Genomic DNA, 22,052 nt, shown 5'->3' on the forward strand with positions numbered 1-22,052 from the left:
TCATTTTCTGCCTCATGCAGTTATTTCTTCTCCATAGCAGCTTTTAAAGCAGCTGCTAATGGGCTTTCTTGCGGTTCTTCTTGATTGATTTTGTTCATCAAGCGGCGTTCTTCGTGTTTCGACAGCTTTTTGCTGCGTTCCTTTTTATCCGCCATTTTTTCGGTGGTCCCATCGAATTTACAGCGGAAATAGGCGCCGTTTTTGCCTTCGATGATCTCCATCTTTCGGTGGCATTGCGGGCAGCGTCGGTTTGAAACTTTCGGGTCTTTCCGACGACGGTACTTGCAGGTCCCACTGGAGCAAACATAGATCTTGCCATCACGGGTATTTTTCTCCCGCAAGGGTTCGCCGCATTCGGGACACCGTTTTTGGGTCAATGAGAAATCTTGGTACTTGCTTTCGCTTTGCTTGATTTCTTTGACCAGTTGTTTTGTGTCTGCTTCGATTTGTGCGAGGAAGGTTTGGGCAGAATAGGTGCCTTTCGCAATGGCTTCCAGTTCCTTCTCCCATTTTTCCGTCAATTCTGGTGTCACCAAGGATGGATTGACTAAGACTAACAGCTGCTTGCCTTTTGGCGATACTTGCAAGCCGCTTGGGGTCCGCTCCATCAGCTCAGATTTGATCAGCTTTTCAATGATCTCCGCACGGGTTGCCGGCGTACCAAGACTGTGTTTTTCCATTTTGCCTAAAAGAGTTCCTTCATTCAACGGTTTCGGTGGTGTAGTCAACTCTTTCTGGATGGTAAACTCAGGCTTGACGGTACTGCCTTTTTGCCAAGCCACATCACTGGTTTCTTCTTCAGAAGTCGTTTTCCATCCCGCTTCTAACACGGTATTGCGGTTGAATACAAAGGTTTCTGAACCAAAGGTCACGGTCACTTTCTGCTGCTGCTTTTTATGGGGTTTCGCAAAGAGCATTAAGAAACGACTAACGATCATTTGATAGATCCGTTGTTCATCGGTAGTTAATTTTTCATAACGTGCCCGCTGTTCCGTTGGCAATAGGGCATGGTGATCGGTAACTTTTTTATCATTGAAGACAGCTTGCTGCACCACTTGTCCGCCATTTTTCAAGTATCCTTTGACTTCTGGGGCAAAATCCGCAACTGCCTGCAGGCGTTCCTTCATGGTTGCCTTCATATCATTGGTCAAATACTTGGAATCCGTCCTTGGGTAAGTGACGATTTTATGGGTTTCATACAAGCTTTGAACAAGCGACAAGGTCTTCTTGGCTGAAAATCCATAACGCTGATTGGCTTCTCGTTGGATCTCGGTCAAATCATAAGGCAATGGCGCACTTTCTGTTTTGACCTTTTCTTCGATCGCTGTCACGCGACCATTTTGTTGACTCATTTGCTTGACCAATGCTTCGGCGTCGCTGCGTTCTTTTAGTTGATAGGGATTTTTTTGCTGCAGGCGGGCCTTGGCATCGCCTACGTTTAGGGTAATCACATGATAGGTTTGCGGACGGAAACTCTCGATCTGCATTTCCTGACTGCGCACCAAAGCTAAGGTAGGGGTTTGGACCCGACCCGCACTAAGATTGTCTTGATATTTGACCGTCAATGCCCGGGTGACATTCAACCCTACCAGCCAGTCGGCTTTTGCCCGCGCAAGGGCGGAGTAGTAAAGATTGTCGTAGTGCTTGGCTGACTGCAATTTTGCAAAGCCTTCTTTGATGGCTTTAGGGGTTTGCGAAGAAATCCACAAACGTTTGACTGGTTTGTCAAAACGAACCCACTCCAAAATCCAGCGAGCGACTAGCTCCCCTTCTCTTCCCGCATCGGTAGCGATCACGACTTCCCCGACATCTTTTCTTTGAGCCAGTTGTTTGATGGCTTTTAGTTGATGACCGGTTTTTGGTAACGGCTTGATCCCGATGGACTTAGGGATCATCGGTAACGTTTCCATCTGCCATGATGCCCAGTCTTTGTTTAAATCTTCAGGCATTTTCAAGCCCAATAAATGACCAAGGGCCCAAGTAACGATCGCCTTGGGTCCTTCGTAATAATTTTTATGTTTTTGCTCACAGCCCAAAACTTTGCTGAGGTCTTTGGCAACGCTTGGCTTTTCCGCTAGAATTAGTTGTTTCATAAAAATCTTTCCTGCTTTCATCGACGACTTGCTGATATTCTTTGAGCAATGCCAGTCCAATATATTGTTGGAGGTAATCGTCGCATTCTTCGCACCAGCGTTCGTCTTCTTCATTCCAAAAAGCCGTCATAAAGTTTGATTTTGCATTTATGTACGAATACTCTTCTCTGATTTCTTGCCATTTTTGTTCATAAAATGACTGCGCCTCGCTGAAAGTTGCAAATGTGAACGCCTCTTGAATATCTGACTGCCATCCCTCAAAAAACCACCACGGTTCATTGTCCCCATACATGACTACTACTTGATACATTCCATTGCTCCTTTCACGATTCCTTCCTCATATTAGTCACTTTTACTTAAACTTGCAAGGAATAAGTTTCAGCATTTAAACATTGCTTTAAAAATTCATTAAACCCTCGTTTTTTTTTGTACGATTTATCGGTTGTTTAAGATTACATCATTTCTATGCCCCTATAGTCTAGCACAGATGTTTCCTGTTGTGAATATAACATCAAAAGATTAAAAAAATATCAAACAAGATTTATTTTAACCTCGTAAAAAAAATTTGACTGCGATGGATATGCTACAATAATGACAACCATGAAATTGCCAGGAGGTGCCCCATGTATCTCGAACAAATCACTTTTCCCGATCAAGAGACCGAGTTTGATTTTTTCCTTTCCATCAAACGAACCGTTTATGATTCTTACTACCCTTTTCAGATTCTCAGTGCCCGCCTTTTTCAGCAGATCGATTTTGAACCGGTCACGATCTTATATGGCGGCAATGGTTCTGGCAAAACCACCGCATTGAACGTGATTGCCGAAAAGATCCACGCGCAGCGCTTTGCTGCGTATAATCGCTCGAATTTTTTTGAGGACTACTTAGCCTACTGTACTACTGGCAGCATCGACGAACCGCAAGAAAAAGTACTTTTGACCAGCGATGATGTCTTTGATTACATGCTGGCTATTCGAAACTTGAATCAAGGGATCGATCATCTCCGAGAAGAAGTATTCCAAGAATACTACCAAGCAAAGTATGCAGACTTTCGTTTCACGGGTTTTGACGATTACCATGAATTGAAGAAAATCAATCTTGCACTATCCAACACACAGTCTAAATTCACCCGTAAGCACTTGATCGACAATGTCCGAGAATATTCCAATGGCGAAAGTGCCTTTCGCTTCTTTCAAGAAAAGATTCGTCCCAACAGCCTTTACTTATTAGATGAACCAGAAAATTCTCTTTCTGCTGAGCGTCAACTGGAACTGGTGCAGTTACTGGAAGATTTTGTCCGCTATGAACAGTGTCAATTCATTATTGCTACCCATAGTCCTTTCGTTTTATCTTTAAAGGAAGCCAAAATCTATGATTTGGATCAAACGCCCGTCGATGTTCGGAAGTGGACCCAGTTAGCCAGTGTCCAGCAGTATTACCGCTTTTTTCAAGCACACCAAGCCGAATTTGATGATCGATCATGAGCAAAGTAAACCATTTTCCGCCAAAGATTTCTTTTGGTGGCTTTTTTCCGTCGCACTCACACAAAGACCAAAATCAAATTGATCAGCGCAATACAGAAGGCGACCACTCCCGCAATTTTGCCCCACTTGACTTCTGCTTGATTATACTGATCGGAATGCCCCGCAATTTGAGAGGACAAAAAGTAGAACTTTTTAAAAACAAGCAAATACCCGGCTAAACCCCATAGTACGGCTAAGGCAAGATGGTTGATTTGGCTTGAAATGACCTGAGTCTGATGAAGCATCACCACCCCTACGACACTAACGACAAGCCCCCATTTCATGAGATTGGCTTTGGTACGATTCATGCTCCTCCTCCTTTCTTTTAAAAATGCCAATGCATCAAAAACATTCATTTTCTATCTAAATTATAGCATAATTTGAATAAAAAAATAAAATCCAAGAACTCGTAAACGAATGTTCTTGGATTTTAATCAATCGAAAAAGATGATTACTTGCTGGCTAATCACCACCAGCAAAAATTTCTTCTTTATTATAAATCGGTGTATGTTTTTTCAAGTCTTCAAGGGTTCCTACTTGTCTCCCTTTGGAGTAAAAACCATCTAACAAGCCTAAAGATTGGAAAATCGTTTGCTTATAGGCAATTTCCGCATTCCATTCCGTGGTATCTAGTATTTGCAAAGCTTTATGGATTGCTTCGATGCCAGATGCTCCTGGCGCACTGATCAGTACCCCATGACTGTTGAGGAGCAACATATTCGGTAAGGCGAGTTGTTCTTTTTTCATATAATCAGAAACTAATTCTGCTAATTCTGGTGAGCAATTAGGTTCAAAGTCTAGTACAGGAATATAGCCAATTTTTTGGGTAGCTTCCGTTAAGTTAGGCATATCCAATCCGGCGGTTGCCCAAAACATCGAGTGAGGAGAATGGGCATGTAAGACTGCTTTTATCGCTGGATTCGTATCATAAACCGCTTCGTGTAAGTTGATTTCTCGTGTCAGCTGACCTACCCCATCAATCACCTTTCTCGTATGAGGCTCAACGACTAAAATCTGGGCTGGTGAGACTTCTCCTAAATAGGCTTCTGACATCATAGTTGGTGTCATAATAATGTATTCTTTTCCAGTTTCATCGGTTGTTTTAAAAGAAAAATTACCGCCTGCAACATTTGTATTCTTCCTGGTAAAAATCAACTTTACGATTCGTGCTAAATCTTCCCGTTCTCTTTCAAAAATCATCCGTCCATCTGACATATTCAAGACCACCTTTTTTATTTTTCAAACGTTTTGTTGCGTAAGATTGTTTGAACAGCTTCTCTTACTTTTGCTGCTTCTTCCTCTTTTTTCTTTTTCCGTTCATCGTATTCTTTAAAAAGTACTGGACTGCCATATTTATACACACAGACTGCTAGACCAATCGCTACGACATTAAATAGGTACTGTTGTGTCACCAAAGCTAAGAGATAGCAGCCAATTGCTAGAAAAAGAAGCAATTGCCATTTTATTTTTTCGCTCTTTCCCATTCCTGTCGCCCTTTCCTTTTTGAAAATATTAGCCATTCGTCGCACGCACTTGCGTCGATTGGGTCCCTTGTTCTTCATATCTTTGACTTGGTACCTTTACCTTACTCATATATTTATACAACCAGACAAACATTGCGATAAACACAACGGAACCGACGATACCCAAGATATTTCCTTTAAACGCTTCTGCAAATAAAATTCGAAATTCTGGTCCTTCGATCGAAGACCAAGTGATTTGCTGCCCTTTTTGTATTCCTTCTACTGCGCCGGTTCGATCTGCTAAGCCCGTTAAGATCGGCGTCAAATACGTAGCTGCATATAGATAGATTGGCATCGAAATAACCCCCATGATCAGCATACGAACCAAGTTTCCGCCGGTAAGCAATAATCCACCTACTGCGATCGAATAGTTAATGATTCCTGCTAAAGGCAACACAGCATTTCCTGGCAAGATGATGGCATAGCCAATAAATACAGGTACCAACAAGATAGCAGTGACCCAAATCTCAGAGCGACCAGCTAATACAGGCCAATCTAACCCAATGTAAACTTCCCGATCTTTAAAGCGTTTTTTCATCATTTCCGACATTGCATCAGCAAGTGGTGAAAGGGACTGCATAAACATTTTTGAGATCATTGGGAACAAAGCCATTGCCGTCGCGATTTGAATAGCTAAATTCAATGAACCTGACACGCCATAGGCTGCGGCTAACCCCAAGCCTAAGCCTATGAGAAAGCCCATCACCGAATTTTCAGAGAAGATGCCGATTTTCTTTTTTAAGGCTTTGGTATCGGCACGTCGATTAAAGAAAGGAATTTTATCCATAATCACATTGATCGGTAATAAAAGTACTGCTGAAATATTCATCAAGTGGGTCACTGTTACTAAAGGAATACCAGTCAAGTCCTCAATGTGGCGTTGGAACATATCCCCCATCTTAAGTTCCAAGATAACCTGTACGACGGCGGTGATAAACCCAGCAAGTAAACTCCCACTGATAAAGTAGACTAGATAGGCAGTCAGCGCTTTGCCCCATACATTCCACATATCAACATTCAACGTCTTGGTCCAGTTCAAAATCAACATGACAAAATTCACACCAAGAACGACGGCAAAGAAAACAAATGCATAAGACCATGACCAGGTGATACTTGCTGCTCCTGTCCAACCTAAATCTAGCGCAGGCAAGTTCAAGCCAGTATTTTTCGCCAATGCTTCGGAAGCTGGACTAACTGCATTTGACATAAAGCCGATGACCATCGACATCCCAGTAAAAGCAATACCTAACGTGATCGCAGACATAAAGGCTTTTTTGAATTTCATCCCTGCAACCAAGCCTAGGATTAAAATGATTAGCGGCACAAAAATAGCGGAACCTAAACCTAAAATATAATTGATAATGTCTTGAAATACTTGCATTTTTTTCACTTCTTTCTTTTGATAGGATGTTTTGTGCTAGCCAATCAATTCTTTGATTTCTTCATAAATCGTATCCATACCCATACCTGTAAGAAACGGAATTCCAGCAAAAACGTGTACACCTAGCTCAGCCGCTTTTTCCAATACTTCATCATCTGGCTGTGCAACATACACATAAATTCCTGTCGACGGCAATTCGTTTTGGATAGACTTGTAATCAACTGCTTCAACGGGGAAATCGATCCCGTCATCTTCAAGCATCCCAGCAATTTTACTTGCGATCGTTTGACTTGTTGCAACGCCACTTCCACATGCTACGATCAATCTTCTTTTCATCTTGAATCCCTCCAAAAATTTTATTTTGTATACTGTGTAACTAATTGATAAATTGCCTGTACTTCTTGTGTCCCAATGAATGCCTTTACAAATCCTTCATCCATAAATAATGCCATTAACGATTGCAGTAAGCCGACTTGCTCTTTTGGTTCTTTGATCCCTAGAAAAAAGAGATTCTTGACCTGCATTTCTTGACTGTCACCCATTTGCTTCATCTTCACCTCGTTTTTCAGACGCACGATCGCTATAAAAGGCTTTTCGACATACGCTGGTTCTGAATGAGGCAAGCCAATATTCAAATACTGTGTAATCAGCCCAGTTGGAAAGGCTTGTTCTCTTGCTAGTAATCCTTCTACATACTGTTCATTCACAAAACCTTGTTCCTGTAATCGTTTGGCTATCTCTTCAAATAGTTCTTTCAACTCCTCTCCTTCCACGTCGAGAAAAATCAGCCTTTCATCAAACATGCTCGTATAGCCCACCTATTCTTCCTCCTTGTTCAACTTTAATGATAAACATTGTTAAACTTTGTTATAATGTGTTTTATAATGTAAATATACAATAGTTAATTTTTCTTGTCAACGCTTTCTTTTCGTATTTTTTCCAAACTGGTTACTTTTACCGATACATAAAATTATCAAACTTTAACAAAGATGAACATTTATCCTTGCTTTTTCCAAAAGTAAATGCTATTAATTAATGTATAAAGAAGACAGTTGAAAAAGAAACTTAAAAAAATCGTTAATCAACCAGAGGTGAAACTATGTTAAAGAAAGAACGGCAAGAAAAAATTCTAGCGCTAGTGAATCAGCACGATTACTTATCCATTGCAGAAATAGCCAAAACATTAGACGTTTCCGATATGACCATTCGTAGAGATATTACAGAGTTAGCGAATCAATCTTTATTGGTAAAAATCTATGGTGGCGCCCAAAAACTCGAAAAAATCGAACACGAGCTTTCTACTCAAGAAAAAATCGATACGAATGTTGCTGAAAAAAAATTCATTGGAAAAGTGATGAACAGTATCATTTCAGACAACGATACTATCTATATCGGTGCTGGAACTACGATGCTTCACGCTTTACCTGAACTAAAAAAAGCAAACTTATTCGTGATCACAAATAGTTTGCTTGCTTTTAATTATTTGATTTACAACACAGACTATCGTGTCTTATTGACAGGCGGAGAATTTTCCCGCACGACGGAAGAATTTTATGGGGAAACGGCAGAGAAGAGTTTTGAAAATTTAAATATCGATATCGCTTTTGCTGCTACAAATGGGATCTTTGAAAATAATATCACCACTGCGAATCTTGTTGAAGGTTCGATTCAACGAGTCGCTTTCAAGCATTCCCGTAAAAAATGCATCGTTGCGGATAGTTCCAAGTTTAATCGCTCCGACGTTTACACCTTTTACTCACTTTCAGATATCGACTATTTGATCACTGATGATAAACTTTCTGAGACTACTTTTGAGTATTATCGCTCCTTTACAGAGATCCTCAAGGAGGAACAAAAATGATTTTAACCATCACAATGAACCCTTCCATGGACTACAACTATTTGGTTCCTTCGTTGAAATTAGATCAAGTAAATCGGGTAGATAACCCACATACATCAATTGGGGGAAAAGGTATCAATGCTGGCAGAGTCATCGCACAATCTGGGGAAGACGTTTTATTGACAGGTATTTTAGGTGGACCTGTAGGCAAAACGATCCTTGATTCTTTACTAGCCGAAGAACGTTATGTATTGGATTTCCTAACCATCGATGGTAATTCTCGCAATGCGATCACGATCATGCATGACGGTAACACCCATACAGAGCTAGTAGAAAAAGGACTTTATCTATCGGAGAAAAACGAACAACTTTTTTACCAACACCTTGCAGCATTAATTGAACAACATCCCATCACGGTCGTCTGTATTTCTGGATCAGTAAATTCTGATAATGGGCATTTTCACGATCAATTGCTTCAATTCATCCGTAAGACATTAGGTGAGCAGGTACCAATCCTCATGGATATAGCTGGTGAACAACTAAAAAATTGTTTGACTCAAACGAATGCTCGTCCGAATTTTATTAAACCGAATCAACAGGAATTAGAAGAACTAATAGGTCAAAAATTGTATTCATCTCAAGATATTTTCTCTGTCTTAGAGAGCACTCTTTTCGAAGGAATCGACACTGTCATGGTATCTCAAGGCGGCGATGGGGCAATCGTTAAACATCAGTCGACTTTTTATAAGATTGAGATTCCTAAAATCGCCGTCGTTAATACGACTGGCTGTGGCGATTCAACTGTTGGTGGCATGGCTGTTGCATTGAATAAACAATATCCAATGGAACAAGCATTGACCTATTCTATGGCTTGTGGCATGTCTAATGCGCTTTCGAAAACAAACGGTACGATTGATCCTGCACAAGTCGCTACATTTAGCGAACAGATCCACCTTTTCAAGATCAAAGAATAATCGGCTACCCTTTTTTTGGTTCTCTTGATTACGCAAAACATTCGTTGGTACAAATAAAAAAAGCCCTAGCTAAGTGCAACTGATTGGTTCAGTGGTCTTAGCTAGGACTGATTGTGTTAGTGGTTAAACATATTGTAATTCTTTGGCTTCTTTGTAGGCTGCATCGATCAAACCGCCGCCCAAGCATTCCATCCCGTCATAAAAAACGACTGCTTGTCCAGGAGTGATGGCGCGGACTGGTTCGTCAAAAATCACTTCTGCTCGATCTCCATCTAATAGACGCACCGTTACTGGTACATCTTGTTGACGGTAGCGGAATTTTGCTGTGCATGAAAATTCCGTGCCGCGGTCTTGTTCTGTAGTAAAGTGGATTTGGCTTGCTTCCAAGCGATCTGCATACAATGCGGGGTGATGGAATCCTTGTCCCACATACAAAGTGTTGGTCGCTAAGTCTTTGCCTACGACAAACCATGGTTCTTGAGTGGCACCGCCGCCGCCAATGCCTAAGCCTTGACGTTGTCCGATGGTGTAGTACATCAAGCCATCGTGTTGTCCTTTGACTTCGCCATCTAATGTAACCATATTGCCTTTTTTCGCTGGCAAGTAATTACTCAAAAATTGTTTGAAATTCTTTTCTCCGATAAAGCAGACACCCGTGGAATCTTTTTTCTTGGCTGTTGCTAGTCCTGCCCGTTCAGCGATCGCTCGTACTTCTGATTTTTCCATGCCGCCTAGTGGGAACATGGTTTTGCTCAATTGTTCTTGTGACAATTGGCTTAAGAAATACGTTTGATCTTTGTTGTTATCCACGCCTCGCAACATATGGGTCACGCCGTTTTCATCAACGGTCACTTGCGCATAATGGCCAGTTGCTACATAATCGGCACCAAGATCCATCGCATAATCCAAAAAGGCTTTGAACTTGATTTCCTTGTTACACATGACATCTGGATTTGGTGTCCGTCCGGCACGGTATTCTGCAAGAAAATATTCAAATACACGGTCCCAATATTCTTTTTCGAAATTCACTGAATAATAAGGAATCCCGATTTGCGCAGCCACTTTGGCTACGTCTTTGTAGTCTTCTGTTGCGGTACAAACACCGTTTTCATCGGTATCATCCCAATTTTTCATAAAGATCCCGACAACATCATACCCTTGTTCTTTCAGCAAAAGTGCTGTTACTGACGAGTCTACCCCGCCACTCATTCCAACCACCACACGGGTGTTTTCGTTAGACATGATCGTTTCACCATCATTTCAATTATAGATTCTGAAATCATCTACGATTTGAAGGTCGCAACTTTTCAGTAATTTGCATTATACAACAAAACACAAAAAAGTTCACTGTTTGCTGTCTTTTCTTATAAATTCCTTTTTACTAGATAAGTTCTTCTTTCATCAGATCCGCAGCCGTCTTCCTATTACTGATGTTCTTGGCGTAATAAAACACTAGGGGCAAAATCATTTTTAGAAAAGTCATCTGGAGGATACCTGCTGTCCGTTCTTCCCCCATTCAGCCCAATAGAAGAAGCGCTGCTTTTTGTGTATCTTATCGACAGCCATCCAAACGACTCCCATTGTTCAAAGACAACTAGATAAGTGAATGCTAAGAAGCCGCATTTTACCTTTTAAACGGTCGTTTGTCATAAAATCGTATGGAATTCTTCAGGAAATGTAGAAATGCCGCTATCAGAAAAAGACTATACTTCTTTTAGATACTACTTTAAGAGGAGGGGCATTTCATGAGATCACACACAGGGATATCGAAAACTAGGAGAAACGACGGAAAGAAAAGAAAGAGCCTTGCGCTACTACTTTTTCTCATCGGTGGTATTTTTGTCATTCATTACGTGATTGATCAGGTCAGGGATGCTGCGTTTGATCAGACAGCGCTTGTCTCAAAAGAGTTCACTCACCAAGCCAATCAAGCGATTCAACAAGCGATGGCAGACACGCAGCAAGTGCCATTGATTGTACAAGCCGATCAACGCTGGGGCAATGACACATATGGATATGGAGAAACGCAAAATACGTTTGCAGCAAACGGGTGCGCTATTGCTTCTTTAGCGATGATCGATTCTTTTTGGACGGATCATCCGTCGAATCCTGACAAACTATTAAAGTGGGCTGGCGATCAATTTTATCTTCCCAAACAAGGAACGAGTTGGCAAATCTTTCCTCAGTTTGCCGAAGCTTTTGGTTACCAATTTGCCGATTTAGGAAGTTCCTTTGCGGCTGCCTATGAGAAAATGACACAAGGCATCCCCGTTGTGGTCTCGGTTCAAGCAGGAACCTTTACGACCTCAGGACATATCATGGTATTGGCTTTGAACAAAGAAGGAGCGATTCAAGTATTCGATCCTAATGATTCCCCCGAAAAAGCCCATTATGAGAAAAGCTATCCTAACGATGTCTTTCAAGCAGAAGGAATCCATTATTGGAGCTTTTGGCTTTGATGTTCTGATCGGCTGAAGCTGCAAAAACACGCCATTTTTGCGACAAAAAAAGACTAGCCGAAGCTAGTCTTTTGCTTATCTTACTATTATTGAACGCGTGGTTCGTTGTTTTCTTGAATACGCGTCGTTGTTCGGTTGAAGGCACCTTTGGCTTTACGTGTTTGTTTTGACGCAAAGTCACCAGTTGTTTCTGCCGCACTGCTTACTTTGTCTTGAACTGTTTCAGAGTCTTTTTCGAATTGTTCACGTGTTTTGACATCTGCTACGTTCACGTTTACTTCGATGACGTCTAAATTCGTCATTTTGTTGACTTGTGTTGAAACAACCTCTTTGATTTGGTCGTAGATCGTGGTCATGTCGCTGCCGTATTCTGCAACGATATCAAGATCGACTGCCACTTGTTTTTTCCCAACTTCAACGTTGATCCCTGAAGTCACATCATCGGTGTTGACTAATTTACCTGCAATATTTGAGAAGAAACCGCCATCGACTGTTAAGAGTCCGTCTACAGATTCTAATGCAATGCCTACGATTTTTTGAATCACTTTATCTTCGTAAGTTAATTCTCCTTTAACACCTGTTGTTGGTTTTGTTTGGTTTTCCATCGTACATTCCTCCTACTATAATCTTGATATAAATTAAACTAATAATGTTACCAAAGTTAACGGCGCGGTCTTTGAAATTGTTCAAAGAATCCGACTTCTTTGAGATAAAATCCCAGATACATACCTAGTGCCGTAAACAGCACCAGCAGTATGGTTTTCAAAAAGCCGATCGTTAGAAACAGGATCGCTAGGATCAAACCGAAACCTGCAAAGATAAGCGGGATCTTATAGTGGTAGAACCATTCACTCATACCTGTTCCTCCTAAACTACACGTGGCTGGTCATGGGCTGCTGGCGTTTCTTGCGTATCTTTTAAGACAACTTCCGTTTGGATATTGCTTTCGATACCGAAAAGCTGCTGCAGACTGCTGCTGATCTCACCAACCAATGCTTCTTGTTTTTGCGGGATGGCTGCTGTTTGTTTCATTTCTCCATCGATTTTTACGGATACTTTATTCTTGACGATTTTGATTTTTACGGATGGCTGATGGATGAAATCTGCTTGTTTCACCCGTTCAAGCACAAAATGCTCTAACGCCTTCTTCTGAATCACTAAATCGCCTGTCTTATGGGAAATGATCAAGCGGTCCGAACGTTTTGGATAAAACAAAACGACAAAGAGCGCGATCACGGTAAAAATGGCAAAGCCAACAGATAACCAAAAGAGCAGCATACTCATGGAAGATCCGACCCAAGGATATTCATCCAAAGGAATCAAGTAAACAGGCAATGAAGCCGCTTGCTGATTGGCGATGATCCCAAAATAAAAGACAAGTAAGAGTAAAAGCAATCCGATGATAAAAATCACTTTAGAAATCTTACGCATTGGCAACCTCCTTTACTGCTTTCTACTTAAAGCATACACATTTCTTAAATATCCATCAAATAATAACTCTTGGAATCGATTATTTTTTACATATAAAGTTTATTTTTATCAAAAAAATTTCCTTAATCAAAGCTTGCTGTCAAAGTCATCACAAAAAAAGCAAGCCGCCCAAATCTGTTTGGACGCTTGCTTTTTTTGTTATCTGTTAACGAGCCAGCTTAGTAAGTTCTTGTTGTTTTGCATGATACAACACCGCCAGTTCATTTTCGGAAACTGGCCGACCAAAAGGACGCGGCTGTGGCAGAAACGCCAATTCTGGTGCATCGACTCCTACGTTGAGATTCTCAGCGATCGGTACACTGTGATGATGAATGTGCCCATGCAGATTGCGGCTGTTTTTGGTGATCCCCAGCAGCATAGGATAATGGGTCAGTATAAATTGCTGATGAGCAAACTTCAGCAAGACACCGACATCTTCAAACGCATACTTTTCGGCTCCCAAACAACCAGGATCATGCTTGCGCAAGTACGCAAAGAAAGCTCTGGTATCATGATTGCCTTTGATAAAAACGATTTTGCCCTGCAGCTGTGCTAACAGCGCAGCAATTTCTGGAAAGCCCGCTTCGTAATCAGGGTGCATCGCGACATCCCCTAAATGATAGACGACATCTTTATCCGCAACGACCTCATTCCAGCTGGCGATCATCGTTTCATGCATTTGCGTCACTGTCTCAAAGGGGCGTGGGGCAAAGTCATTGTCCCCGAGCAAGGCTGCATGAAAATAGTGGGTATCAGACGTAAAAAATTTCATAGTCGCTCCTTACCTTGATGCTTTTTCTGTGACCAGCGTCTTTAAATCATCGCTAGCGGCTGCTTTTTCGTCGGTGCAGGAAACCGCGCATCGATTGCTGCCAATTCGCTTTTGGAAAAAACGATTTTGCAAGCTTCAATGTTCTGCAGCATATGCAGCGAGTCACTGGTTTGGGGGATCGCTAAGACGTGGGGTTGTCGAAGGGTCCATGCCAAAAGCAGCTGAAAGATCGTGCAGCCTTTGGCTTCTGCCAGCTCTTTCAACACTTCATCATTTTTGAAGTGGTGTCCTAGCCGATCGCCTTGAGCAATGGGTGAGTAGGCAATCACAGGAATCTCAGCCTCTGCCTGCCAAGGCAAAAGATCGTATTCGATCCCCCGGGCACCTAAATTATAGAGTACTTGGTTGGCGGCACATTGATCGCCGTTTTCTAACCGCAACAGCTCCTCCATATCTGCCACGTCAAAATTAGAGACGCCCCATGCGCGAATTTTTCCAGAGGCTTTGGCAGCTTCTAGTGCGTCAACTGTTTCTGCTAACGGCACATCTCCTCGCCAGTGGAGCAGATACAGATCAAGATAGTCGGTGCCTAAACGCGTTAAGCTGCGGTCTAAAGCTTTCGGCAATTCATCTGAGGAGGCATTCCAGGGATAGACTTTTGAAATCAAATAAAGATCCCCTCGTGTAAAGGGCTGGATCGCCTTGCCAACTAGCGTTTCTGCGTTTCCCTCGCCGTACATTTCTGCGGTATCGATGACAGCCGCTCCAGCTTTGATGCCCGCTTGCAACGCATCGATCTCGGCTTTTTCCTTGGCTGGGTCATCCCCCATATGCCAAGTCCCCATGCCGACGGCTAGCACTGATTGCTTGTTTAAGGTTCGTTTCATCTTGATTCCCTCTTTCTCGTCTTAACTCATCCTGTTCCTGCGAACACCTTGGGTTTGTTTTCTATAGTATAAAAAGAAACCGCCAAAGATACAAAAGAAGTGTATCAATCCCATGCCTGCTTGGCGGAGTGACACACTTCTTGCCCTTTGAATGATATAGCTACTTTTGACAAAAGCTTACGCTTTGACAAACAACCCGCGGCTGATAAAACCATCCATTAAAAAGTAAAATTTTTCTTGCAGCATTTTGTGCTGTTCATCTTTGAAAATGTTGACTGCTTTTAACCCATTGGCTGTCGTGATGGACATCTTGAAGGTTTGCAGATCTTTTGCAACAGTGATTTTTAATTTAAAGCCTTCTTTGCTTTGGGGTGTTGCTTCAAGGCCGCGAATCAATTGGAAGTTGCCGCCGTTCGTTTCTGTAAAGCCATTGTCCCGCAACGTATATTTTTTTGCTTCAGGAGCAATGCGGTATTGGGTTGCTGCGCCTAAAACGGTTGCTGTTGTTTCAAATGCCATGTTCTTCACCTCTTTAACATCATTTCTTTCATTATAAATAGTTTTCAGCGAGATTGCTAGCCGTTCTCCTACTTTTTCGTTGCTAAGACAGTTTCTGCTAATAGCTGAGCAAATGCTTCGATTTCCGCCAATGTGTTGCCATAGCCAAAGCTGACTCTGACCGATTCCCGGATAGCTGGATGCTCTTTGCCCACCATCGCTTCGAGCACATGGGAGGGCTCCACATTGCCCGCCGTACAAGCGCTGCCTGTCGAGATCGCAGCCCCTTTTAAGTCCAATTTCATCAGCAGCAAGTCACTGCTGACACCTGGGAAACGCAGATTCAAAATATGCGGCAATTTGTGTGCTGGATCACCATTCAACTGAACATCGACGCCTTGTGCTGCTAAGGTCTCCATCAGTACATCGGCAAACGTTTGATATTGTTCCGCCGCTGCTTGCTGCGCTTCGGGGGTATGCAAAGAAGCTGCTTTGGCCATTCCCATGATGGCTGCTAAGTTTTCCGTCCCTGCTCGCCGTTTTTCTTCTTGCTCGCCGCCATGGAGCAGCGCAGGCAGCGACAAGCCATCTCGTTTATACAAAAAGCCGATCCCTTTTGGTCCGTTGATTTTGTGAGCAGAAATGCTTAGAAGATCAATACTGTTTTCATTGATTTCAAGCGGGATCTTGCCATAAGCTTGCACGGCATCGGTATGAAACACGGCGGGATGTTCCCGTAAAAGGGCCCCAATTTCTGCAATCGGCAGCAAATTGCCCGTTTCATTGTTTGCCGTCATTATGGATACTAAAATCGTATCGGGACGTAAGGCAGCCTCAACTTCACTGACGGCCAATTGCCCCTTTTGATCTACGGGCAAATAGGTCACCTCAAAGCCTAAGCCTTCTAAATAGCGCATACTCTCAATGACCGCCGGATGTTCGATCTGGGTCGTAATGATATGTTTGCCTTGTGCTTGTTTGCTAAGGGCTGTACCGATGATTGCTGTATTATCACTTTCGGTACCACCACTATTAAAAATGATCTCATGTTCTTTGACTCCTAGCTGCTGAGCGATCGCTTGACGAGCCAATTCTAATTGGGTGTGGGCGTCTCGACCATAATGATGAATGCTTGATGGATTGCCAAAAAATGTCTGCATCGTTTCACTCATCACTTTGATCACTTCTGGATGCAGCGGTGTCGTTGCTGCATGATCTAAGTAAACCATTCTTTTCACCTATCCTTCATTACTGCCATTATAACAAATCTTCCTCAGACGTCTATCGTGAGTGTCCATACGAAAAAACCTGTCAGTCAAAAGCGGAAAAATCGCCAATGATGACAGGCAGCTGAATGAGTTCAGCCTTACGAAAAATCAGGAACGTGTGCTGTTTTGCTTGTGCGGCTCACGTCACTTACTGATCGTTTTATTTTTTTCCAGGTTCAGAGGCAATGACAGTCAATTCACCAACCAATTCCCATTTCTTGATCGGGTTTGGCAAAATGCAGCTCGTGCCCATTTTTAGTTCATAGGAATGACCGTCGATCATCAAATGCCCATACCCATCGATCACGGTCATCAAGGTATAATCGGCCTTTTGTGCCAACGATAATTTTCCACGTACTTCCCACTCATACACATTGAAAAATGGCGTTTCAAGATAGGTAACGACTGCTGATTGTCCTTGTTTAACCTCACGGATCGATAATTCTGGCGTCCGTGCAGGAATCGTCGTCACATCGATCGATTGTTGGATATGCAGCTCCCGAGTTTGTCCTTGATCATCGGTACGATCATAGTCGTACACCCGATAAGTCGTATCCGAACTCTGCTGGGTTTCCAAGATCATGATCCCTTTTCCAATGGCATGGATCGTTCCACTTGGCACATAGAAGAAATCGCCTTTTTTCACAGGGACTTTTGTTAACAAATCATCCCAACGACCCGCTTCGATCATTTCCGCAAGTTCTTCTTTGGTTTGTGCATGGTGGCCATAAATGATTTCCGCACCTGGTTCGGCATCAATGATGTACCAGCATTCCGTTTTCCCTAATTCCCCTTCATGGGCTAAACCATACGTGTCATCAGGATGGACTTGAACGGATAGATCATCTTCCGCGTCTAAAATTTTAATTAATAATGGAAAGACTGGTTCGTCTGAATGACCAAATAGTTCTTGATGGTCTTGCCAAAGATCCGCCAATGTTTTGCCTTTAAACGGACCATTTTCAATGACGCTCACCCCATGAGGATGCGCACTGATCGCCCAATCTTCACCGATCTTGTCGCTCGGTAAATCAAAACCAAAAACAGAATGCAGGCGACTGCCGCCCCAAATTTTTTCTTGAAAAACAGGTTTCATAAACAATGGTTCCATAATTGTTCCCCTCTCTAGTTGTTCGTGCATATTATAGCATGAATCCGCTTATTCGGCAGTTTCTTTTAAGTAACATTGCAGGATTTCGTCACGATGACCCAAATAGCTTTCTCGATGATCCACTGGATGGACCCGATTCGATAAGAAAATAAACGCTTTTTTGTTAGGGATATCTACTGCGAGAAACGTGCCTGTATAGCCTGTATGAAATAATTGATACGGTGCACCTAACAAGTCCCAACCATAGGTGCGAGGCTTTGTGCTTTCAGGCGTCTGCCTCTGAGCCAGCGCCTGCATGACTTTTTCTGAGAAAAACAGCGCTCCTTGCTGCTGACCATTTGCCAGTAACAGTTGAACGAAAAGCGTCAAGTCATCCAAGGTAGAAAACAACCCTGCGTTGCCGGCATGGTTTCCCAACACCCGTGCCTTAGGATCGTGGGTGATTCCTCTAAGGATGCTGCCGTCTGGCTGCTGCTGGGTAGGAACGATCATTGGCAGCTGTGAGGGAGGAAAAGGCGGAAAGCCGCTGTTCTTCATGCCTAAAGGCGTCAAGACTTCTTCTTGAAAAATCTCGGTCACTGGTTTTTGATACAGCTCCTCCAATAAAAAGCCCAGTAAAATCGTCCCAGTATCCGTATAGTTGACCGTTTGACCGATCGTATCACTGCTTTCAAGCTGCAAATACGCCTTGCGCAAGGCAGCAGCATCCAACTGGTCTCGATGAGGAATCCACGTGTTGATGGCTGCCGTATGCGTCAGCAAGTGCTTGATCGTTACCCGATCGTCTTTAAACGCTGGCAGCCAACGAGTAAGCGGCGCCTCCATCTCGATTTTTCCTTGATCCCACAATTTTAACAGAACACTCGTTGTACAAACGACTTTCGTCAATGAGGCTAAATCAAACAAATGATCTTTCGTCATAGGTTCGTTTTTCGGAAGAAGCGCTGCCTGTCCGAATACATGGGTCTCTTGGGTTTCACCAGCGATAAAACGCAGCACCGCTCCTGGGAAAACGGTCGGCATTTTTTCTTGAATGAGCTGTTCTGTTTTTGGGTACATTGTCATCGCTCCATACTCGCTCCTTTCAGGCTTGTCTTGCTTCTAACTTTAGCACTTTTTAGCAGCAAACAAAACTCGTTATCCCCTTTTTTCCTCCAACTATCCGACTCGATCAGCTAGTCGATTCGCTTGCTTGGTTTCTTAGTCATCAAAAAACATCGACTACTCAAAAGAGTTTCCGATGTTTTTTCTTATCTATTTAGATTTATTTTTTAACGATAAACCACCATTCGATACCGATCGCATCGTAGGTCGTCAACAACTTCCGTTTTTTGTCGATGAAGAACTCTTGGTTCTTCTCAGACAAGTGCTTTTCCAATGTATCGATATCTTCTTGACTGATGGAGATTTTCAAGAAGTCTAAGCCAAGCACCTCATGGGTCGGCAAATCGATCGTACCACCTTGTGCTTCAGTCAAGCCGACTTGGAAGTCACCATCATTGAGGATAAATTCCTTCGTTTCGGCTTCTTTTGTTTTCAAGCCTAAGCTTTCTTCTAAGAAAAGCTGCTCTTTGGCTAGATCACTGACGTTTAAATACAGCTTGCCAAAATGAGCTTCTTTTGATAAGCCAGCCGCTTTTGCAGGTGCCGCTTTGATCAATTCTGCTTCGTCTTTTGGTACCGCAGTTCCTGCGGGTGCTGTAAATAAGACTTCAATTTTGTTCCCTTCTGGATCAGCTATAATAAAGCCTAATTGATTCGCTTCATAACGAGCTTCTTCGAAAGCAATCGCTTTTTGTTGGGCATTGCTCGCGATAGTTGCCGCTTCTTCTAATGAGGATACGGCTAAGACGATGCGCTGCATTTTTTTGATCTCGCCGAAGTGATCGTTGGCACGCGGGCTTTCTTCCAACCATAAAACTTCTCTATCTAATCCTTTTAGACCAAAGATGGCCAATTCATTTTCTTCTCTTTTCAACTCAAAACCAAGTACATCCCGATAAAAGGCAATCGCTTGATCGCGGTCTTTTACCCGGATTGCAACAGTCAGCAACTTCGTACTGCTCCCCAATAAGAAATCTGTCATTGTTTCTCCCCCTACTTACATATGTACTCATTGTACTGATAAAACGAAATTCTAGCAAATGAAATCCCTACCTATTTTATTCTTTTTTTAGAGAAAATAAGAAGAAAAGCAAAGAAAAGTCAGAATTTTGCATTTTTATGAGTAGAGAAGAGGCATTTGGGTGTTGCTAATGACTTCAGCTACAGACAGCTGCGGCTGGACTTGCCGCGAGGATCTGGGTTCCTAAACGATCGATTCGATCGGTGATACAAACGGCAGCTACCCCTGCTTTCAAGGCTTTCTGCGCACTTTTTAGTTTTGGCAGCATGCCGCCTGTGACTACTTCTTCGGTGATCAAACGGGGGATCTCTTCAAAAGAAACAGCTGATAACCACTGGCTTTCTTGCTTGATCCCAGGGACATCCGTCAACAAATATAGTTTTTCGGCTTGTAAACTAGCAGCAACCTGACACGCTACTTCATCGGCATTGATGTTCAGCCATTTCCCCTCTGGGGTAATTCCTAGCGGTGCCAGGATCGGGACATGTTTTTTCTCTGTCAAGAGCTTCAGGAAAGCAGCGTTGATTTGTTGAACCTTCCCCACCTGTCCTAATTTTTCTTCATTAATGACTTCTCCTTGAATCAGTTGATCACAGCCAGCATTCAGTCCTACGGCATGGAACCCAGCTTGCTGGAAAGCGGTCGTGATCAGCGGTTGAACTTGTCCCAAAAGGACCATTCTAGTTACTTCAAGCGTCTGGGGGTCGGTCACCCGCAGGCCGTCTTTGATCGTGACTGTCAACGCCATTTTCTCCATCATTTCTGAGATGTAGTGACCGCCGCCATGGACGATGACTACTTTTTTGCCCGCAGCTTGCCAATCTGCTATAGTCTCAAAGAATGACGGGGTTAAATTGTCTGAGGCGACACCGCCGATTTTTACTACGATCGTTTTCATCTACTCGCTCCTTTTTGTCTAGTACCTGATTTCTTTCAGGTATGATATAGTGCGTTGATTTTCACATAGTCATACGTCAGATCACAGCCCCAAGCGGTGCCAACACCTGCCCCTTCTTTCAGCTCGACAGCGACTTTGACTTCATTTTCCGCCAACTGTTCTTGCATGATGGTTTCGTCAAAAGCTACCGGTGTCCCTTGGACAAAGACGGGAATGTCGGCTAATGCAATCGATACCGTTGCTGGATCGATCGGCTGCCCACTATAGCCCACTGCACATAAGATACGCCCCCAGTTCGGGTCTTTGCCGAAGAGGGCTGTTTTGACCAGTGGCGAACCGACGATGGTTTTGCTGATCATTCGGGCTGCTTCATCGGTCACAGCTCCACTCGTGTAAGCTTCGATCAATTTGCTGGCGCCTTCTCCGTCCTTTGCAACTGCTTTGGCTAGTGCGGTCAGAACTGCTTTGAGCATCCCTTTAAACTCATGATAAGCTGGCGTGTCAGCTTCGATCGTTGGATTTTTGGCTAACCCGTTGGCTAAAACTAACACCATATCATTGGTGGATGTATCGCCATCGACCGTGATTTGATTGAAGGTAACGTCGGTTAATTCTTTCAGCAGTGCTTGCAAGAGTGCTGGAGCGATCGCCGCATCCGTCGTAACAAAGGCCAGCATCGTAGCCATATTGGGATGGATCATACCAGACCCTTTGGCACAGCCCGCAACAGTCACCGTTTTGTCAGCGATCGTTGATTGGATGACACTGCTTTTTTCAGTCAGATCCGTCGTCAAAATCGCTCTTTGAAATCGGTGGGCATCCCCTTGCCTGTTTAGTTGCTGAATCCCTGCAGTGATTTTTTCCATCGGTAAGCTCTTACCAATGATCCCGGTGGAGGCTACCGCAAAGGCTTCGGGACTCGTATGCAGCTGGGCTGCTGCCAATTCTGCCATCTCTTGTGCATCTTTTAAACCTTGCTCCCCGGTACAAGCATTGGCATTGCCCGCATTGACGATCACGCCTTGCAAGGTGCCTGCTTGCATTTTTTCCTTTGTAACGAGAATGGGTGCCGCTTGTACTTGATTGGTGGTAAAGACTGCCGCAGCACTGGCTGGCACTTCAGAGACGATCCAACCAAGATCGACTTTCTCTTTCTTCAGACCGCAATGCAGACCGTCGGCAAAAAAACCTTTGGGGGTTGCGATCGTTCCTTCGATTTCTTTCATTTTC

The 22,052-nt window shown here is 43.2% G+C and carries 25 protein-coding genes; 4 read left to right on the forward strand and 21 right to left on the reverse strand.

What is annotated here, in order from left to right; translation table 11 throughout:
• Positions 1-20: 20 nt before the first annotated feature.
• Positions 21-2,093: a DNA topoisomerase III gene (locus tag ECA1_RS09830; RefSeq protein ID WP_005227252.1), complete on the reverse strand. Its 2,073-nt coding sequence runs from the start codon at positions 2,091-2,093 to the stop codon at positions 21-23.
• Complete coding sequence (locus tag ECA1_RS09835) at positions 2,026-2,403, reverse strand: DUF1033 family protein (protein WP_005227251.1); 378 nt, start codon at positions 2,401-2,403, stop codon at positions 2,026-2,028. Before ECA1_RS09835 ends, ECA1_RS09830 begins: the two co-directional genes overlap by 68 nt.
• 313 nt (positions 2,404-2,716) lie before the next feature.
• On the opposite strand from ECA1_RS09835, the gene ECA1_RS09840 reads away from it, so the two are divergent.
• Entirely contained in the window at positions 2,717-3,577 is an 861-nt protein-coding gene (locus ECA1_RS09840) for an AAA family ATPase (RefSeq protein WP_060792377.1), read from the forward strand.
• Between the two features lie 56 nt (positions 3,578-3,633).
• On the opposite strand, the gene ECA1_RS09845 is transcribed toward ECA1_RS09840, so the two are convergent.
• The 6 genes from ECA1_RS09845 to ECA1_RS09870 all read right to left on the reverse strand — a co-directional run bounded on the left by ECA1_RS09845 (position 3,634) and on the right by ECA1_RS09870 (position 7,338).
• Positions 3,634-3,924, reverse strand: coding sequence for a hypothetical protein (locus ECA1_RS09845; RefSeq protein ID WP_236596099.1), 291 nt, complete (start codon positions 3,922-3,924; stop codon positions 3,634-3,636).
• 154 nt (positions 3,925-4,078) lie between these two features.
• A complete protein-coding gene (locus tag ECA1_RS09850; protein WP_010748701.1) occupies positions 4,079-4,831 on the reverse strand; it encodes a class II aldolase/adducin family protein in 753 nt (250 codons plus the stop codon).
• Between the two features lie 17 nt (positions 4,832-4,848).
• Positions 4,849-5,100, reverse strand: a complete 252-nt coding sequence (locus tag ECA1_RS09855; RefSeq protein WP_008376154.1) for a hypothetical protein — start codon at positions 5,098-5,100, stop codon at positions 4,849-4,851.
• A 28-nt stretch (positions 5,101-5,128) separates the two neighbouring features.
• The gene (locus ECA1_RS09860; protein ID WP_010748700.1) at positions 5,129-6,520 is read right to left on the reverse strand and encodes a PTS galactitol transporter subunit IIC; all 1,392 of its coding nucleotides are present in this window, start codon (positions 6,518-6,520) and stop codon (positions 5,129-5,131) included.
• Positions 6,521-6,556: 36 nt separating this feature from the next.
• Complete coding sequence (locus ECA1_RS09865) at positions 6,557-6,856, reverse strand: PTS sugar transporter subunit IIB (RefSeq protein ID WP_005227245.1); 300 nt, start codon at positions 6,854-6,856, stop codon at positions 6,557-6,559.
• Positions 6,857-6,876: 20 nt separating this feature from the next.
• Positions 6,877-7,338: a PTS sugar transporter subunit IIA gene (locus ECA1_RS09870; protein WP_060792379.1), complete on the reverse strand. Its 462-nt coding sequence runs from the start codon at positions 7,336-7,338 to the stop codon at positions 6,877-6,879.
• 281 nt (positions 7,339-7,619) lie between these two features.
• Here ECA1_RS09870 and ECA1_RS09875 point away from each other — a divergent pair, with 281 nt between their 5' ends.
• Entirely contained in the window at positions 7,620-8,381 is a 762-nt protein-coding gene (locus tag ECA1_RS09875) for a DeoR/GlpR family DNA-binding transcription regulator (RefSeq protein ID WP_005227243.1), read from the forward strand.
• On the forward strand, positions 8,378-9,334 hold the full coding sequence (locus tag ECA1_RS09880; RefSeq protein WP_060792380.1) for a 1-phosphofructokinase family hexose kinase: 957 nt from the start codon (positions 8,378-8,380) through the stop codon (positions 9,332-9,334). The genes ECA1_RS09875 and ECA1_RS09880 overlap by 4 nt, the downstream gene beginning before the upstream one ends.
• Before the next feature lie 123 nt (positions 9,335-9,457).
• Here ECA1_RS09880 and mnmA read toward each other — a convergent pair whose 3' ends face one another.
• Positions 9,458-10,576, reverse strand: coding sequence for a tRNA 2-thiouridine(34) synthase MnmA (mnmA, locus tag ECA1_RS09885; protein ID WP_026008140.1), 1,119 nt, complete (start codon positions 10,574-10,576; stop codon positions 9,458-9,460).
• 503 nt (positions 10,577-11,079) lie between these two features.
• Here mnmA and ECA1_RS09895 point away from each other — a divergent pair.
• The gene (locus tag ECA1_RS09895; RefSeq protein WP_060792381.1) at positions 11,080-11,793 is read left to right on the forward strand and encodes a C39 family peptidase; all 714 of its coding nucleotides are present in this window, start codon (positions 11,080-11,082) and stop codon (positions 11,791-11,793) included.
• 86 nt (positions 11,794-11,879) lie between these two features.
• On the opposite strand, the gene ECA1_RS09900 is transcribed toward ECA1_RS09895, so the two are convergent.
• The 12 genes from ECA1_RS09900 to argJ form a co-directional block, all read right to left on the reverse strand.
• Positions 11,880-12,398 carry an Asp23/Gls24 family envelope stress response protein gene (locus ECA1_RS09900; protein WP_005227237.1) on the reverse strand — a complete coding sequence of 173 codons (519 nt, stop codon included), beginning with the start codon at positions 12,396-12,398 and terminating at the stop codon, positions 11,880-11,882.
• 56 nt (positions 12,399-12,454) lie between these two features.
• Positions 12,455-12,649: a DUF2273 domain-containing protein gene (locus tag ECA1_RS09905; RefSeq protein WP_005227236.1), complete on the reverse strand. Its 195-nt coding sequence runs from the start codon at positions 12,647-12,649 to the stop codon at positions 12,455-12,457.
• 11 nt (positions 12,650-12,660) lie between these two features.
• Positions 12,661-13,224 carry an alkaline shock response membrane anchor protein AmaP gene (gene amaP / locus ECA1_RS09910; protein WP_060792382.1) on the reverse strand — a complete coding sequence of 188 codons (564 nt, stop codon included), beginning with the start codon at positions 13,222-13,224 and terminating at the stop codon, positions 12,661-12,663.
• Positions 13,225-13,429: 205 nt separating this feature from the next.
• Positions 13,430-14,035: a metallophosphoesterase gene (locus tag ECA1_RS09915; protein WP_005227234.1), complete on the reverse strand. Its 606-nt coding sequence runs from the start codon at positions 14,033-14,035 to the stop codon at positions 13,430-13,432.
• 41 nt (positions 14,036-14,076) lie between these two features.
• Positions 14,077-14,922, reverse strand: a complete 846-nt coding sequence (locus ECA1_RS09920; protein WP_060792383.1) for an aldo/keto reductase — start codon at positions 14,920-14,922, stop codon at positions 14,077-14,079.
• 177 nt (positions 14,923-15,099) lie between these two features.
• Positions 15,100-15,441 (reverse strand): DUF1831 domain-containing protein, encoded by a 342-nt coding sequence (locus tag ECA1_RS09925; protein WP_005232263.1) that lies wholly within the window; start codon positions 15,439-15,441, stop codon positions 15,100-15,102.
• 68 nt (positions 15,442-15,509) lie between these two features.
• Positions 15,510-16,649 (reverse strand): cysteine desulfurase family protein, encoded by a 1,140-nt coding sequence (locus ECA1_RS09930; RefSeq protein ID WP_015508865.1) that lies wholly within the window; start codon positions 16,647-16,649, stop codon positions 15,510-15,512.
• A gap of 199 nt (positions 16,650-16,848) precedes the next feature.
• Positions 16,849-17,802: a mannose-6-phosphate isomerase, class I gene (manA, locus tag ECA1_RS09935; RefSeq protein WP_170920124.1), complete on the reverse strand. Its 954-nt coding sequence runs from the start codon at positions 17,800-17,802 to the stop codon at positions 16,849-16,851.
• 45 nt (positions 17,803-17,847) lie between these two features.
• Complete coding sequence (locus tag ECA1_RS09940; protein ID WP_081091734.1) at positions 17,848-18,864, reverse strand: serine hydrolase domain-containing protein; 1,017 nt, start codon at positions 18,862-18,864, stop codon at positions 17,848-17,850.
• A gap of 199 nt (positions 18,865-19,063) precedes the next feature.
• A complete protein-coding gene (locus ECA1_RS09945; protein WP_015508862.1) occupies positions 19,064-19,885 on the reverse strand; it encodes a VOC family protein in 822 nt (273 codons plus the stop codon).
• A 175-nt stretch (positions 19,886-20,060) separates the two neighbouring features.
• A complete protein-coding gene (gene argB / locus ECA1_RS09950; RefSeq protein WP_060792385.1) occupies positions 20,061-20,822 on the reverse strand; it encodes an acetylglutamate kinase in 762 nt (253 codons plus the stop codon).
• A 35-nt stretch (positions 20,823-20,857) separates the two neighbouring features.
• Complete coding sequence (gene argJ, locus ECA1_RS09955; RefSeq protein WP_060792386.1) at positions 20,858-22,048, reverse strand: bifunctional glutamate N-acetyltransferase/amino-acid acetyltransferase ArgJ; 1,191 nt, start codon at positions 22,046-22,048, stop codon at positions 20,858-20,860.
• Between the last annotated feature and the right edge of the window lie 4 nt (positions 22,049-22,052).

This window comes from Enterococcus casseliflavus NBRC 100478 (assembly GCF_001544095.1).
GTDB lineage: Bacteria > Bacillota > Bacilli > Lactobacillales > Enterococcaceae > Enterococcus_D > Enterococcus_D casseliflavus.

Excerpts from the sequence above, each read along its gene's own strand:
- ECA1_RS09940 (WP_081091734.1), bottom strand. The coding sequence starts at position 18,864 with ATGACAATGTACCCAAAAACAGAACAGCTCATTCAAGAAAAAATGCCG.
- ECA1_RS09945 (WP_015508862.1), bottom strand. The coding sequence starts at position 19,885 with ATGACAGATTTCTTATTGGGGAGCAGTACGAAGTTGCTGACTGTTGCA.
- argB (WP_060792385.1), bottom strand. The coding sequence starts at position 20,822 with ATGAAAACGATCGTAGTAAAAATCGGCGGTGTCGCCTCAGACAATTTA.
- ECA1_RS09895 (WP_060792381.1), top strand. The coding sequence starts at position 11,080 with ATGAGATCACACACAGGGATATCGAAAACTAGGAGAAACGACGGAAAG.
- ECA1_RS09830 (WP_005227252.1), bottom strand. The coding sequence starts at position 2,093 with ATGAAACAACTAATTCTAGCGGAAAAGCCAAGCGTTGCCAAAGACCTC.
- ECA1_RS09920 (WP_060792383.1), bottom strand. The coding sequence starts at position 14,922 with ATGAAACGAACCTTAAACAAGCAATCAGTGCTAGCCGTCGGCATGGGG.
- ECA1_RS09845 (WP_236596099.1), bottom strand. The coding sequence starts at position 3,924 with ATGAATCGTACCAAAGCCAATCTCATGAAATGGGGGCTTGTCGTTAGT.
- ECA1_RS09850 (WP_010748701.1), bottom strand. The coding sequence starts at position 4,831 with ATGTCAGATGGACGGATGATTTTTGAAAGAGAACGGGAAGATTTAGCA.
- ECA1_RS09905 (WP_005227236.1), bottom strand. The coding sequence starts at position 12,649 with ATGAGTGAATGGTTCTACCACTATAAGATCCCGCTTATCTTTGCAGGT.
- ECA1_RS09835 (WP_005227251.1), bottom strand. The coding sequence starts at position 2,403 with ATGTATCAAGTAGTAGTCATGTATGGGGACAATGAACCGTGGTGGTTT.
- ECA1_RS09930 (WP_015508865.1), bottom strand. The coding sequence starts at position 16,649 with ATGGTTTACTTAGATCATGCAGCAACGACACCGCTGCATCCAGAAGTG.
- ECA1_RS09840 (WP_060792377.1), top strand. The coding sequence starts at position 2,717 with ATGTATCTCGAACAAATCACTTTTCCCGATCAAGAGACCGAGTTTGAT.
- ECA1_RS09860 (WP_010748700.1), bottom strand. The coding sequence starts at position 6,520 with ATGCAAGTATTTCAAGACATTATCAATTATATTTTAGGTTTAGGTTCC.
- ECA1_RS09855 (WP_008376154.1), bottom strand. The coding sequence starts at position 5,100 with ATGGGAAAGAGCGAAAAAATAAAATGGCAATTGCTTCTTTTTCTAGCA.
- ECA1_RS09915 (WP_005227234.1), bottom strand. The coding sequence starts at position 14,035 with ATGAAATTTTTTACGTCTGATACCCACTATTTTCATGCAGCCTTGCTC.
- ECA1_RS09875 (WP_005227243.1), top strand. The coding sequence starts at position 7,620 with ATGTTAAAGAAAGAACGGCAAGAAAAAATTCTAGCGCTAGTGAATCAG.
- ECA1_RS09925 (WP_005232263.1), bottom strand. The coding sequence starts at position 15,441 with ATGGCATTTGAAACAACAGCAACCGTTTTAGGCGCAGCAACCCAATAC.
- ECA1_RS09900 (WP_005227237.1), bottom strand. The coding sequence starts at position 12,398 with ATGGAAAACCAAACAAAACCAACAACAGGTGTTAAAGGAGAATTAACT.
- argJ (WP_060792386.1), bottom strand. The coding sequence starts at position 22,048 with ATGAAAGAAATCGAAGGAACGATCGCAACCCCCAAAGGTTTTTTTGCC.
- mnmA (WP_026008140.1), bottom strand. The coding sequence starts at position 10,576 with ATGTCTAACGAAAACACCCGTGTGGTGGTTGGAATGAGTGGCGGGGTA.
- ECA1_RS09880 (WP_060792380.1), top strand. The coding sequence starts at position 8,378 with ATGATTTTAACCATCACAATGAACCCTTCCATGGACTACAACTATTTG.
- amaP (WP_060792382.1), bottom strand. The coding sequence starts at position 13,224 with ATGCGTAAGATTTCTAAAGTGATTTTTATCATCGGATTGCTTTTACTC.
- ECA1_RS09865 (WP_005227245.1), bottom strand. The coding sequence starts at position 6,856 with ATGAAAAGAAGATTGATCGTAGCATGTGGAAGTGGCGTTGCAACAAGT.